Raw genomic sequence first — 15508 nt, 5'->3', positions numbered from 1 at the left:
ACCACACCAACCCCCACCCCCAAAACACCCACCGCATGCCGAACCCACTCACCCCCACGACACGAAAACACCGACACCGACCGACAACCACCACCACCCACACCACCCTCACCCACACCACCCACCACCACCTGAACCTCAACCCCACCCCGCTCCGAAAACACCAACGGCCCCTCCAACGTCAATTCCTCAACCACCCCACACCCCAACCACAACCCCGCCTGCAACACCAACTCCACAAACCCCGCCCCCGGAAACAACACCACACCGGACACCGAGTGTTCGGCCAACCACGGCTGTCCGGCGAGCGTGAGCACGCCCGTGAGGAGGCCGCCGCCGGACTCGGGCAAGGGCACCAGCGCGCCCAAGAGGGGATGGTCGAGCTCGCCCGCCCCGGGTGTCCGCTGGAGAGAAGCCGCCCAGAAGCGCCGACGCTGAAAAGCGTAGGTCGGCAGGTCCACGGCGTGTGCATCCAGTCCGGTGAACGCCGCCCGCCACTCCACCGCAACACCCCGGACATGCAGCCGGGCCAGCGCGGTGAGGAAGGAGGCAAGACCGCCGTCGTCGCGGCGCAGTGACCCGGTGACGAGAATGTCGGTGTCGGTGGCGTCGGCGGTGTCCTGTATGCCGATGGTCAGCACCGGATGCGGACTGGCCTCGATAAACACCGTATGACCAAGCTCCAGCAGCCCCTCGACCGCAGACCGGAACTCCACCGTCTCACGCAAATTCCGATACCAGTACTCCCCATCCAACTCGACGGTATCCATCAACCGCCCCGTCACCGTCGAATAAAACGGCACCTCACCCGTACGCGGCCGGACCGACACCAACGCATCCGCCAGCCCCTCCCGGATCTCCTCCACCTGCACCGAATGCGAGGCATAGTCCACAGGGATCCGCTTGGCCTCCGGGAACTCCTCCAACACCGCATCCAGCACCTCAACAGACCCGGACACCACCGTCGACACCGGACCATTCACCGCCGCCACCGACAACCCCGCACGGCCACGAAGCCGATCGACAGACACCGGAACCGACACCATCCCACCCCGGCCCGACAGAGCCAGCAACGCCTTGCTCCGCAAGGCCACCACCCGCGCCCCATCCTCCAACGACAACGCACCCGCCACACACGCCGCCGCAATCTCACCCTGCGAATGCCCCACCACCGCCGACGGCACCACACCAAACGAACGCCACAACTCCGCCAACGACACCATCACCGCCCACAACACCGGCTGCACCACATCAACCCGCCCCAACGCCACCTCATCACCCAACACATCCCACAACGACCACTCAACAAACGGCCCCAACACATCCGCACACTCACCCAACCGCCCCGCAAACACCGAAGACGACTCCACCAACTCCAACGCCATCCCCACCCACTGCGACCCCTGACCCGGGAACACCAAAACCGCACCACGGTCCGGCTCGGCCGCGCCCACGACCTCCGCCGTGTCCAGCCCATGGCGCAGCTCGGCGAGGTCCGCGCCCACGACGACGGTGCGATACGGCAGAAGCGCACGCGTGGACGTCAGCGACCAGCCCACGTCCACTGGATCAAGGGTGGGGTTGTCGTCGACAAAGGCCCGCAACCGTTCGATCTGGCCGCGCAGAGCCGCCTCGTTCGCGCCCGACAGCACCCACGGCACCGCCACCGGCTCGTCACGCCCCTGCCGTCGCTGGGCCGCCACCTCCGGTGCCTGCTCCAGAATCACATGGGCGTTGGTGCCGCTCACCCCGAAAGCCGACACCCCGGCTCGACGCGGCCGGCCCTCCTGCGGCCACTCGGCCGGCTCTGTGAGCAATTCCACCGCGCCGGTGGTCCAATCCACCTTCGGTGTCGGCTCATCCACATGCAGCGTTCGCGGCAGCACCCCGTGCCGCATGGCCATCACCATCTTGATCACACCGGCCACACCCGCCGCAGCCTGCGTATGACCAATATTCGACTTCAGGGACCCCAACCACAGCGGCCGATCCGCATCCCGGTCCTGACCGTAGGTGGCCAACAACGCCTGCGCCTCGATCGGATCACCCAGCGTCGTACCCGTACCGTGCGCCTCTACCACATCCACGTCGACCGTGGACAACCGTGCGTTCGCCAGCGCCTGGCGAATCACCCGCTGCTGCGACGGACCGTTCGGTGCCGTCAAACCATTCGACGCACCATCCTGATTCACCGCACTACCCCGCACCACCGCCAACACCCGATGGCCGTTCCGCTCAGCATCGGACAACCGCTCCAACAGCAGCATGCCCACGCCCTCGCCCCACCCCGTGCCGTCCGCCGCCCCGGCGAACGCCTTGCAGCGCCCGTCCGGGGCCAGCCCGCGCTGGCGCGAGAACTCCACGAAGGTGCTGGGCGTCGCCATCACCGTCACGCCGCCCGCGAGCGCCAACGAGCACTCGCCCCGCCGTAGCGCCTCGCTCGCCAGATGCAGCGCCACCAGCGAGGACGAACATGCCGTGTCCACGGTCAGGGCGGGGCCCTCCAGCCCCAGCGCATAGGCGATACGACCGGACATCACGCTGGTCGCGGCGCCGGTCAGGGCATACCCCTCGTCCGATGCCGAGGGATAGCCCTGGGCCCAGCCACCGATGAAGACGCCGGTCCTACTGGACCGCACGGATGTCGGCGCCATCCTGGCGCGCTCCAACACCTGCCACGCCGACTCCAGCAGCAGCCGCTGCTGAGGGTCCATCGCCAGCGCCTCACGCGGGGAGATTCCGAAGAGTTCCGGGTCGAACTCCGCGGCGTCGTGGAGGAATGCGCCAGTACGCACATAGCTGGTGCGGGGCCGGTCCGGATCCGGGTCGTACAGCGCTTCCACGTCCCAGCCACGGTCGTCGGGGAAGTCGGAGAGCACTTCCCGGCCCTCGCTGACCACCCGCCACAAGTCCTCGGGGGATTCGATGCCTCCCGGGAAGCGGCAGCTCATCGCGACGATGGCGATCGGCTCGTCGGAGGCCACCGCGCCGACGGGGGCGGCCTCCGTGGCAGACGGCACCGCGAGGGGGCCCGAGCGGTCGCCGAGCAGTTCCGAGCGCAGCAAGTCGGCGACCGCCCGGCAGCTCGGGTGGTCGAACAGCAAGGTGGCCGGGAGACGCAGTCCGGTAGCCGCGTTCAGCCGGGTCCGCAGCTCGACCGCCGTCAGCGAGTCGAAGCCCAGTCGCCGGAATGGCACCGTGGGGTCGATCGCCGCCGAGCCGTGGTGTCCCAGGAGCTCGGCCGCATGCTCACGTACCAGATCCACCAGTGTCCGGTCCTGGTCGGCCGTGGACACTTCAGCCAGTCGCCTCCGCAGCCCGGAGCGTTCACCGGCCATGGCCATGGTGTCGGAGCTGTTTCGCAGCCGCGGCAGTGCGCTGAGCAGGGGGCTGGGCCGACCGGCCGTGAAGGCCGGGCCGAAGGTCTCCCAGTCGACGTCCGCGATGGCCGGGCAGGGCTCGGCCGACCCGACGACGTGGCGCAGCGCGGTCACGGCCACCTCCGGCCGCATCGGGCGCAGGCCGATACGGCTCAGCCGCTGCTCGTCCTCGGGCGCGAGGCTGCCGCCCCAGGTGCCCCATCCGATCGAGGTGGTCGGCAGACCGCGTGCCCGACGCCGCTGTGCCACCGCGTCGAGCAGGGCGTTCGCCGCCGCGTAACCGGCCTGGCCGACGCCGCCCCAGACGGCCGCTGCCGAGGAGAAGAGGACGAACGCCTCCAGTGACGCGTGGTCGAGAAGCTCGTCCAGGTGCAGGGCACCGGTGACCTTGGCGTCGAAGACGGCGGCGTACTCGTCGAGGTCCGCGTCGAGGGAACCCCCGAATCGCACGGTCCCCGCGAGATGGATCACGGCGGTGAGGTCCGGCACCGACGCCAGCACCCCGGCGAGAGCGGCCCGGTCGGTCACATCGCAGGCCGTCATGGTCACTCGTACGCCGAGCGCGGTCAGTTCGTCCTCGAGCGCGGCGGCCCCCGGAGCCTTCTGGCCACGGCGGCCGAGCAGCACCAGGTGTTCCGCGCCGGACTGCGCCAGCCACCGTGCCACATGTGCGCCCAGCGCGCCGGTGCCACCGGTGATCAGCACCGTGCCGTGTGGGCGCCATGCGTCGGCCGGTCCGGTCCTGGGCGCCGGTTCCAACCGTCGGCCCAGGACCGCCGATGGCCGTACCGCCACCTGGTCCTCACCGGTTGCCTGCGCGAGTACGGCGACGAACCGCCGCAGCACCTGTGCGTCGCAGTGAACGGGCAGGTCGATCAGGCCGCCCCAGCGCTCGGATCGTTCCAGCCCGGCCACCCGCCCGAACCCCCATACGGCTGCCTGGGCGGGGCTCGGCGCCGAGTCCGTCGGAAGTGCCATGACGGCCGCTCGGGTGACACACCACAGCGGGGCCTCGACATCAGCGGTGGTGAGCGCGCACAACAGCTCGACCGTGTGCGCCATCCCCCGGGACAGCGCGGGGTGAGTCGGATGCGCACCCTCGTCGGCGGCCAGGAACGAGACGACACCGGCGATGTCGTCGGATCCCGCCACATCCATCAGCAGCCCGGCCAGGGTCCGGCGGTCCGTGTCGCAGGGCACCTGGAGGGTACGGACGCTGGCCCTGCCCGGCTCGGCCAGCGCCCGTGCCCCCGCCATGGCCCACTCGTCGTCCCCTTCGGGGACCACAGCCAGCCATGTCCCGGAGAGGTCCGGGGTGTCCAGGTCCGGCAGCCGATTCCAGGAGATCTGGTATCGCCACGTGTCCACGGCGGACTCGGCGGTGTCCGCCCCAAGCCAGAACCGTTCCCGTTGGAAGGCATACGTTGGCAGCTCGACGGGCGAGACACCGGCGAAGAGCGGGCCCCAGTCGATCCGGACACCGCGCACGTGGAGCTCGGCCAGGGAGGTCAGAAACCGCTGAACAGTGCCATCGTCACGACGCAGCGACCCGGTGACGAGGATGTCGGTGTCAGTGTCGGTGGCGTCGGCGGTGTCCTGGATGCCGACGGTCAGCACCGGATGCGGACTGGCCTCGACAAACACCGTATGCCCCTCGCGCATAAGGTGTTCGACGGTGCTCTGGAACTCCACCGTCTCACGCAGATTCCGATACCAGTACTCCGCGTCCAGCTCGCTGGTGTCCATCAGCCGGCCGGTCACCGTCGAGTAGAAGGGCACCTCACCCGTACGCGGCCGGACCGACGCCAACGCCTCCGCCAGCCCCTCCCGGATCTCCTCCACCTGCACCGAATGCGAGGCATAGTCCACAGGGATCCGCTTGGCCTCCGGGAACTCCTCCAACACCGCATCCAGCACCTCAACCGGCCCGGACACCACCGTCGACACCGGACCATTCACCGCCGCCACCGACAGTCCGGGGCGGTCGCGGAGCCGGTCGGCGGACACCGGAACGGACACCATCCCGCCGCGGCCCGACAGAGCCAGCAACGCCTTGCTCCGCAACGCCACCACCCGCGCCCCATCCTCCAACGACAACGCACCCGCCACACACGCCGCCGCAATCTCACCCTGCGAATGCCCCACCACCACCGACGGCACCACACCAAACGAACGCCACAACTCCGCCAACGACACCATCACCGCCCACAACACCGGCTGCACCACATCCACCCGCCCCAACGCCACCTCATCACCCAACACATCCCACAACGACCACTCCACCAACGGCCCTAGCGCCTCCGCACACTCACCCAACCGCCCCGCAAACACCGAAGACGACTCCACCAACTCCAACGCCATCCCCACCCACTGCGACCCCTGACCAGGGAAAACGAACACCACGTCCCCGGGGGCTCCGGTGCCCCGTACCACTCCCGGAGCGGCCATCCCGTTCGCCACAGCGTCCACACCACGTAGCAACTCGTCGCGTCCAGCGCCCACGACCACCGCTCGGTGCGACAACGTCGTACGTGTCGATGCCAGTGACCATCCCACCTCCGCCGGGGCGGGACAGGGGCTTGCCGCCGTGAAGGCGCGCAGCCGCTCGGCCTGGGCCCGCAGCCCAGCCTCGCCCTGTCCCGACAGCACCCAGGCAACGGCCGCCACTTCGGTGTCGCCTTCCCCGATGGGCCTGGTCGGCTGGGCCGTCTCCGGGGCCTGTTCCAGGATGATGTGAGCGTTGGTGCCGCTCACTCCGAACGATGAGACGCCCGCTCTGCGCAGGCCGCCGGTCATGGGCCATGGCGTTGTCTCGGTGAGCAACTCCACCCGGCCGCCGGACCAGTCGACGTGGGGCGACGGCTCATCCACGTGCAGGGTTCGCGGCAGCACCCCATGCCGCATCGCCATCACCATCTTGATCACACCGGCCACACCCGCCGCGGCCTGCGTATGACCGATGTTCGACTTCACGGAGCCCAGCCACAGCGGCCGATCCGCATCCCGGTCCTGACCATAGGTGGCCAACAACGCCTGCGCCTCGATCGGATCACCCAACGTGGTCCCCGTACCGTGCGCCTCCACCGCATCCACATCCGACGCCATAAGACCCGCACTCACCAGCGCCTGGCGGATGACACGCTGCTGCGACGGACCATTCGGCGCCGTCAACCCATTCGACGCACCATCCTGATTCACCGCACTACCCCGCACCACCGCCAACACCCGATGCCCATTCCGCACAGCATCCGACAACCGCTCCACCACCAGCACCCCGACGCCTTCGGCCCACCCCGTGCCGTCCGCCGCCGCCGAGAACGCCTTGCACCGGCCGTCCGTGGCAAGCCCCCGCTGACGCGAGAACTCCACGAACATCGCCGGTGTGGCCATCACGGTCACACCGCCCGCCAATGCCAGCGAGCACTCGCCCGCCCTCAGCGACTGCACGGCCAAATGCAATGCCACCAGCGAGGACGAGCAGGCCGTGTCCACGGTGACCGCCGGGCCTTCGAGACCCAGCGTGTAGGACACCCGGCCCGAGGCCACGCTCGCGGCGGTGCCGGTCAGCTGATAGCCCTCGGCCTCCTCTCCGGCGTCCGCCGCGTAGCCGACCGACGCGGCGCCGATGAACACACCCGTGCTACTGCCCTTGATGTGCTCCGCGGGGATCCCCGCCCGTTCCAACGCCTCCCACGACGTTTCCAACAGCAGCCGCTGCTGCGGGTCCATCGCCGCGGCTTCCCGCGGCGAGATCCCGAAGAACCCCGCGTCGAACTCGGCCGCGTCGTACAGGAATCCGCCGTCGCGCGCGTATGACGTGCCGGAGCGGTCGGGGTCGGGGTGGTAGAGGCCATCGAGGTCCCAGCCCCGGTCGGACGGAAAGCCGGAGATGGCGTCCTCGCCGTCGACCACGATCCGCCAAAGGTCCTCCGGCGAATGCGCCCGGCCGGGGAACCGGCAGCCCATCCCCACGATCACCACCGGGTCGCCGCCGTCGGGTGTCGGCACGGTCGCGGGCACGGCCTGCTCATCCGTCCGGCCGTGGAGCCTGCGGTGCAGATGCTCGGCGAGCGCAGTGGGCGTCGGATAGTCGAACAGCAAGGTGCCGGGCAGCGGAAGGGCGGTCGCCTCACCGAGCCGTTCACACAGTTCGACGGCGGTGATCGAGTCGAACCCGAGTTGTTTGAAGGTGTGCTCGGCTCCGATGGCGTTCGCCGTTTCGTATCCGAGCACGACGGCCGCGTGCGCCCGGACCATGCCGAGCACCTCGCCGCCACTCAGGCCGGTGTCGAGCACCTCGCTGTTGCCCGGGTCCTCGTCGAGCGCCTCATCGGGGCTCAGGCCGGTGTCCGTGCGCTCGGGCCCTGATGTGACCCCATGGGCAGACGTGTCCCCGCCCTCGGGCCCGGGAGCGGAGAACCAGTACCGCTGCCGCTGGAAGGCATACGTGGGCAGTGGAATCCGCCGCCCACCGGACACCAGCGGGTCCCATGCCACCTCGACACCCGAGACATACAGCTCGGCCAGTGCGGTGACCAGGGCCTGTGGCTCGGGCCGGTCGCGACGGAGTGTGCCCACCAGCGTCCCGGGCCCGGTCAGGCAGTCGCGGGCCAGGGTGCTGAGCGCCTTGTCCGGGCCCAGTTCCACGATGGTGGTGACGCCTTCGCCCTCCAGACAGCGGACGCCGTCCAGGAACCGTACGGTCCGGCGGACATGCCGTACCCAGTACTCCGGGGAACACAGCTCTTCCGCCGTGGCACGTCGGCCGGTCACATTCGACACCAGCGGGATCCGGGGCGCCCGGTACGTGAGGCTCTCGGCGATGTGCCGAAGCTCGTCCAGTACGGGGTCCAGATGGGGCGAATGGAACGCGTGGCTCGTCCGGAGCCGCTTCGTCCGACGCCCGCGGCGGGTCCACTCCGCCGCCAGGTCGAGTACGGCGCGCTCATCCCCCGAGATCACCGTGGCGGTGGGGCCGTTGACCGCCGCCACACAGACCCGGACACCGTCGTCCGATGCCCCGCCCGCCATGAGCGTCCGGGTGACCTCGTCCTCGGTGGCTTCGAGCGACACCATGGCGCCCGGCTCCGTCACGGCCTGCATCAGCCGCCCACGGGCGGCGACGAAAGCGGCGGCGTCCGCCAACGACAGCACACCGGCGACATGGGCGGCGCTCACCTCGCCGAGGGAGTGGCCGATCAGCAGGTCCGGTACGAGGCCGAAGTCCTCCAGCAGCCGGAACAGCGCCACCTCCACCGCGAACAGTCCGGCCTGGGTGTACACCGTCCGGTCGAGCAGTTCGGCGTCGTCACCGTGGATCACGTCCCGAAGGGGCCGGTCCAAGTGTGCGTCCAGCGCCGTGCACACCACGTCGAAGGCTTGGGCGAACACGGGGAAGGCGGCACTAAGTTCACCTCCCATGCCGAGACGCTGTGAGCCCTGGCCCGCGAAGGCGAAGGCGAGCTTTCCCGCCGCCCGCGCCGTGCCCGTCACCAGACCCGCCGCCGTGCCACCTTCGGCGAACGTGTCCAGGCCATGTGCCGCGTCAGTCGCATGCCCGGTGATCAGCACCGCGCGGTGGTCGAAGGAGGTTCGTGTGGTGGCGAGGGAGAAGGCGAGGTCGGTGAGGTTCGGCGATCGCTCCAGATACGGCCGTAGCCGCATCGCCTGGCCGCGGAGCGCGGCAGCGGACGCCCCGGACAGCGGAAGCGGAAGCGGGGCCGGGGCGAGGGTCGGGGCCGGTACGGCCTCAGGCTCAGGGTGGTGTGCGGAGGCGTGGGAGGAGGCCCAGGCGGGTGGTTCGGCGAGTACGACGTGGCAGTTGGTGCCGCCCATCCCGAACGAGCTGACACCGGCGACCAGGCGGTTGTCCGGCTTCGGCCACTCCCCCGGGGCCAGGCGCATCTCCAGGTTGAGCTCGCCCATGGGGATACGGGGATTCGGCGTACGGTAATTGAGACCGGCCGGCAGCTGCCGGTGGTGGATGGCCAGCGCGGTCTTCAGAAGTCCGGCGATACCGGCGGCGGCTTCGAGGTGGCCGATGTTGGTCTTCACCGACCCCAGCTGCACCGGCCCCGCTCCGCTCCGGCCGAAGACCGCGCCCAGGGCCGCCGCTTCCGCCGGGTCGCCGAGTGCCGTTCCGGTGCCGTGCAGTTCCACGTACTGAACGGCAGCGGGGGAGATCGCGGCCCGCCGCTGGGCGAGCCGGAGCACCCGTCGCTGGCCGTCCGGGTCGGGTGCGGTGAGCGATACACCGCCGCCGTCGTTGTTGACCGCGCTGCCCTCGATCACGCAGTAGACGGTGTCGCCGTCGGCGAGTGCGTCGGAGAGCGGTTTCAGGACGACGAGTCCGCCGCCCTCACCCCGCACATAGCCATTGGCGCGGGCGTCGAAGGTGAAGCAGCGGCCGTCCGGGGAGAGCGCGCCGAACGCGGCGATATCGGCGGCGGTCTCCGCCGAGAGGTTCAGGTTGACCCCGCCCGCCAGCGCGAGCCGTGACTCGCCGCGGCGCAGGCTCTCCACGGCCATGTGCACCGCGACCAGGGAGGACGCCTGGGCCGCGTCCACGGTCAGGCTCGGGCCGCTCAGGCCGAACACATGGGAGAGCCGGTTCGCGAGCATGCCCCGCTGGGTGCCGGTCAGCGTGTGGTGTGAACGGCCGCGGGCGCGGATCAGCGAGGCGTAGTCGTCGGACCCGGCGCCGATGAACGCTCCGACCGTGGCGCCCCGCAGGGTGGCGGGCACGATGCCCGCGTCCTCCAGCCCTTCCCAGGCCAGCTCGAGTAGCAGCCGCTGCTGGGGGTCCATCGCCACGGCTTCCCGCGGTGAGATGCCGAAGAACGCCGGGTCGAAGCGGTCGACGTCGTCAATGAAGCCGCCGTGACGGACGGCGGGCGGCGTGGACGGGGCGTCGGCCGCAAGCGACGTGGACGGGGCATCGGTCCCGGGCGGCGTGGACGGGGCGTCGGTCCCGGGCGGCGTGGGCCGGTCGTCGGTCCACCGGCCCGCGGGCACCTCGCTGATGGCCGAGATGCCCTCGTTCAGCAGCCGCCAGAACGCCTCGGGGTCGGGTGCCTGCGGAAAGCGGCAGGACATTCCGACAACGGCGATGGCCTCGTCCGGTTCCATGCGTTTCCTCGGGGCGGGATCGTCTGCGGGACCGTTCTCGGGGTCGGGATGGTTCACTGGTCGCGACCTCGGCCCTGCCACACCTGTGAGACCGGCCGTCCGGGATCCGCGGCGGCTGCGGAGACGACCGCCACCACGTCGTCACAGAACCGCTCGATCGTGGCACGGTCGAAGAGGGACTTGCTGTACAGCACGGTGCCGGCGAGACCGCCGTCCTCCGCGCTCTCGTACAGGTCGATCTCCATGTCCACGTTGACGGTCACCGGCGGGTGGGTCATCAGGAACGGCTCGGCCGTCAGTCCGGTGAGCCGGAGTGGCCGCGGCGGGGTGTTGACGATCTGAAAGATCACCTTCACCGGTGGATCGTCCGACAGCCGCGTCCCGGCCCGGCCGCCGACGCGGTCATCGGTGTGCTCACCAGCGGGGCCGCCGACGAGGCCACCGGTGTGTTCGCCGATGTGCTTCAGAACGGACACGAAGGGCACGTCCTGGTGTGTATGGGCGTCGGACATCGCATCGCGCACCGTGGCCAGCAGCGTGCCGAAGTCCGTGGTGCCGGACACTTCGGTGCGCAGCGCGAGCATCTTGGAGACGAGGCCCACCGTGTTCTCCAGTTCGTCCCGGCCCCGGTTGGCCGTGGGCACACCGACGAGGACGTCCTGGTTGTCCGAGCGGGCGGACATGACCACCTTCAGGGCGGTCAGCAGCGTCATGTACAAGGTGGCGTTGGACGATTCGCCCAGCCGTCGGGCGGTCTCGACTGCGTCCTTCGGCAGTCGCCAGCGGAAGATGTCGCTCTCGTAGCGGGCCGATGCGGCGCGGGGCCGGTCGGTGGGCAGTTCGGCGGGGGCCATGCCCTCGAAATGCCGCTTCCAGAAGTCGAGTTGGCGTCGCAGCAGCGGACCGTGCAACCACTTCCGCTCCCAGCTCGCGACATCGGCGTACTGGACGGGTACGGGTGGCAGATCGGGTTCGCTGCCGCGCAGCAGTGCCGCGTACACGATGGACAGGTCGCGGACCAGCACTCCCTGGGACCAGCCGTCGGTGACCAGGTGGTGCAGGGTGAGCACCAGCACATGGTCGGACTCGGCCAGCCGCAGCACGCGCAGTCTCGCCAGCGGGCCGCGGGTGAGGTCGAAGGGGCGGGCCGCCTCCTGACCGGCCAGTACCGCGGCTTCGGCCTCGTCCCGCGCCTCGGCCACCTCCACCTGGACCGGCGCGCTCGGCCGGATCACCTGGACGTATCCGTCGGCTTCCCTGACGAAGGCGGTGCGCAGGGCCTCGTGGCGGTCGATCAGCAGGTCCATCGCCCGGCGCAGGCAGTCGAGGTCCAGTTCGCCCGACACCCGCACCGCCATGGGGATGTTCCAGTGCCCGGCGTCCAGGACATCGCCGAAGAAGAGGTCCGTCTGCTGCTGTGCGAAAGTGAGGGGGATGGGCCGGTCGCGCCGCGTGGGAATCAGCGGCGGCAGCTCGGGTTCGGGACCGGAGCGGGCCGCGGCGGTGAGCGTGGCCGCCAGCTGTCGGGGGGTGCGCTGCTGGAAGACGGCCTTCAGCGGTACGGCGATGCCGAGGGCGGACCTGAGCCTGGCGACCACCCTGGTGGCGATGAGGGAATGGCCGCCCAGTGCGAAGAAGTCGTCGTCGATGCCGACCCTGGTGGCGCCGAGCAGATCCGCGTAGACCCGACAGACGGCCTCTTCCTCGGGGGTGCGGGGGGCGACGTAGCCGACCTCGAGCACGGTGCGCAGATCGGGAGCGGGCAGCGCCTTCCGGTCGATCTTTCCGCCGGAGGTCACGGGCATGGTGTCCAGCAGCACGAACGCCGAGGGCACCATGTATTCGGGCACCGCGGACTCGACGTACCGACGCAGGTTCTCGGTCAGCCGGCCGGGCCGGTCCGCGGCGGTGGCGTCGGCCACCACATAGGCCACCAGCCTCTTGTCGGCGGGGGTGTCCTCGCGCACCATCACGGCCGTGTGCAGAACGTCCTGGTGGCGGGCGAGGATCGCCTCGATCTCGCCCGGTTCGATCCGGAAGCCACGAATCTTCACCTGGTCGTCGATCCGGCCGAGGAATTCCAGGTTGCCGTCGGGCAGCCAGCGCACCAGATCGCCGGAGCGGTACATACGCGATCCATCGCCGCGGAACGGGTCGGCCACGAACCGGGCGGCGGTCAGATCCGGGCGGCCGAGATAGCCCCTGGCCAGACCCTCTCCGGCCACGCACAGCTCGCCGGGCACCCCCACCGGGACGGGCCGGAGCCGTCGGTCGACCACATACACCCGGGTGTTGCCGATCGGGCGGCCGATGGGTGCGGTGAGCGGCCACTCGGCCACCTCGGCGGGGAGCGAGTACGACGTCACCACATGGGCTTCGCTGGGGCCGTAGTGGTTGTGCAGCCGCAGCTCGGGGCGGTGGGCGCACAGCTCGCGCAGATCGTGGTGGAGGGAGAGGGGTTCGCCTGCCTGTGAGAGGTGGCGCAGTGCGGCCAGCTCGGTGCCGTGCGGATCCACCTCCTCGGAGATCGCCCGCAGCATCACATTCGGGACGAAGAGCTGGTCGATCTCGTTGGTGTGGACCCATGTGGCGAACTCGACGGGGTCCATGCGCAGTTCCTCGCCGGGGACGACGATCGTCTCGCCGTACAGCAGCGCGGAGAAGATCTCCTGCAACGAGATGTCGAAGGTCAGCGTGGCGAACTGTGCCGTCTTGGCGTCGGGACCGATCGGCAGGGCCTTCTTCTGCCAGGCCACCAGGTTGAGCACACAGGTGGCGGGCATGAGGATGCCCTTGGGGACTCCGGTGGAGCCGGAGGTGTAAATGACATAGGCGAGGTTCTGGGCGCTGGGCCGTGCCATGGGCGGGGTCCGGTGCTGCCCGGCGAGCGGTTCGCGCTCGGCGTCGAGCAGGATGAGCCGGATCCCGGGCGCCCTGGGCGCATCGGGCGTCCCGGATGCCTCGGGCGCGTCGGGCGCCCCGGGTGCTGCTCCAGGCACCCCATGTGTCCCGGATACTTCCGGCTTCCCAGGTGCCTCCGGCGTTTCGAGCAGGCCGGTGAAGCGCTGCTGGGTGACGGCGACGGTCACCCCGGCGTCGGCCAGGACGAACTGGACACGGTCCCGGGGGTGGTTGGGATCGATCGGCACATAGGCCGCTCCCAGCTTGAGGATCGCGAGGATCGCCACGATCATCTCGATGCCGCGATCGACGCAGAGCCCGACCAGGGTCTCGGGGCCGACCCCCCGTCCCTCCAGCAGATGGGCGAGCTGGTTCGCCCGCTGATCCAGCTCGGCGTAGGTCACCCGGTCACCACCGCTGATCACGGCCACCGCATCGGGGCGGCGCTCGACCTGGGCGGTGAAGAGCGCGGGCAGGGATCCGGCGGGTACGGGGCCCGTGGTCGCGTTGAACTCCTCCAGGACCTTCGTCCGCTCCGCCTCGTCGAGCAGCGAGATCTCGGAGATGCGCCGGTCCGGCTCGGCCAGGACGCCCCGGAGGACGACGGTGACGTGGTGCAGCAGCCGTTCAATGGTGCTCGTGTCGAACAGGGCCTTGCTGAAGACGATGTGTCCGAGAACTCCGTCCTCGATCTCGACGAGATGGACCTCAAGATCCATTCGCGTGAGGATGCCGCCGTGGTCGTAGGGCTCGGTCCGCGCGCCGGGCAGGGCGAGCCGCTCCGCCGGTACGTTGATCATCTGGAAGAGCACCTGGACCAGCGGGTTGCGCGACAGGTCCCGCTCGGGGTGCACCTGCTCCACCAGATATTCGAAGGGCAGGTCGCCATGGGCGAAGGCACCGGCCGCCATGTCGCGGACCCGGCCCAGCAGTTGGCGGAAGGTGGGGTCGCCGGACAGATCGGTCCGCAGCACCACGGTGTTGACGAAGAACCCGATGAGGCCCTCGACCTCGGCGCGGCCCCGGTTGGCCACGGGGGTGCCCACCGTGATGTCGTCGCTGTCCACGTACCGGCCCAGCACCAGCTGGAAGGCGGCCAGCAGGGTCATATAGAGGGTCGCGTTCTCCCCGGCGCCCAGTCGGCGAGCCGCCCGGATCAGTTCGGCCGGCAACTCCCAGCGCACCGCGTCGCCTTCCTGGCGGGCGACCGAGGGCCTGGGTCGGTCGGTGGGCAGCTCCAGCGCGGGCGCCATGCCGTCCAGCCGCTTCGTCCAGTAGTCCAGCTGGCGGCGCAGGGTCGGGCCGGACAGCCAGTCGCGCTCCCACTCCGCATAGTCGGCGTACTGCACGGGCAGCGGGGGCAGTACCGGCTCGCGCCCGGCGTCCAGCGCCTCGTACGCGGCGGACAGCTCACGCACCACAATGCCCTGTGACCAGGCGTCGGTCGCCACATGGTGCAACGTCAGCAGCAGGACGTGGTCGTGTTCGTCCAGTCGCAGCGCCTTGGCTCGCAGCAGGGGTCCGGTGCTCAGGTCGAAGGGCTCGGTGATCTCGGCTCCGGCCAGCCGCCGGACCTCCGCCAGCCGCTCCTCCTCGGAGTCGCCGGGCACCGGTTCGAGGCGCACCGGGACGGGGGCGGGGGGCTGGATCCGCTGCACCGGCTGACCGCCGGCCTCGCCGAAGGTGGTGCGCAGCGCCTCGTGCCGGGCGACCACGAGCGAAAGGGCCCGGGAGAGATGAGGGATGTCCAGGCGGCCGCGCACCCGCACCGCGAAGGGGAGGTTGTACGAGGCGTTGCCGGGTTCCAACTGGTCGAGAAACCACAGCCGTTGCTGGGCGAACGACGCCCTCAGCTCCCGGCCCCGGTCGACCGGCACAATGCCGGTGGATTCGTTTCTCCTGGTCCGCTCGAAGAGATTGCTCATGGCCGCGCTGAGACCACGGGATTTGGGCGCGCCTGAATGCCCCACAACACAGCCTTCCCCGACGACTGATGGAAATTGCTTTTCGCGGTTATTGCGCTGGTGCTGTCGCTGTCGCTCGCCGACCGATGACGTAAGCCCACACGGCGGAGAGCCGCATATGGACACTTCTTAAAA

General features: G+C 69.9%; 2 protein-coding genes. Both read right to left on the bottom strand.

Annotation, left to right across the window (positions count from 1 at the left end; translation table 11 throughout):
• The coding region (locus AB0E24_RS37905; protein WP_359384096.1) for an SDR family NAD(P)-dependent oxidoreductase at positions 1-10508 on the bottom strand (10508 nt) is incomplete at its 3' end.
• Between the two features lie 53 nt (positions 10509-10561).
• On the bottom strand, positions 10562-15334 hold the full coding sequence (locus AB0E24_RS37900) for a non-ribosomal peptide synthetase (RefSeq protein WP_359384093.1): 4773 nt from the start codon (positions 15332-15334) through the stop codon (positions 10562-10564).
• Between the last annotated feature and the right edge of the window lie 174 nt (positions 15335-15508).

It is taken from the genome of Streptomyces malaysiensis subsp. malaysiensis, from assembly GCF_040653035.1.
Lineage (GTDB): Bacteria > Actinomycetota > Actinomycetes > Streptomycetales > Streptomycetaceae > Streptomyces > Streptomyces malaysiensis.
Note: the sequence above shows the minus strand (reverse complement) of the source record. Positions and strands in the feature narration are given on the sequence as shown.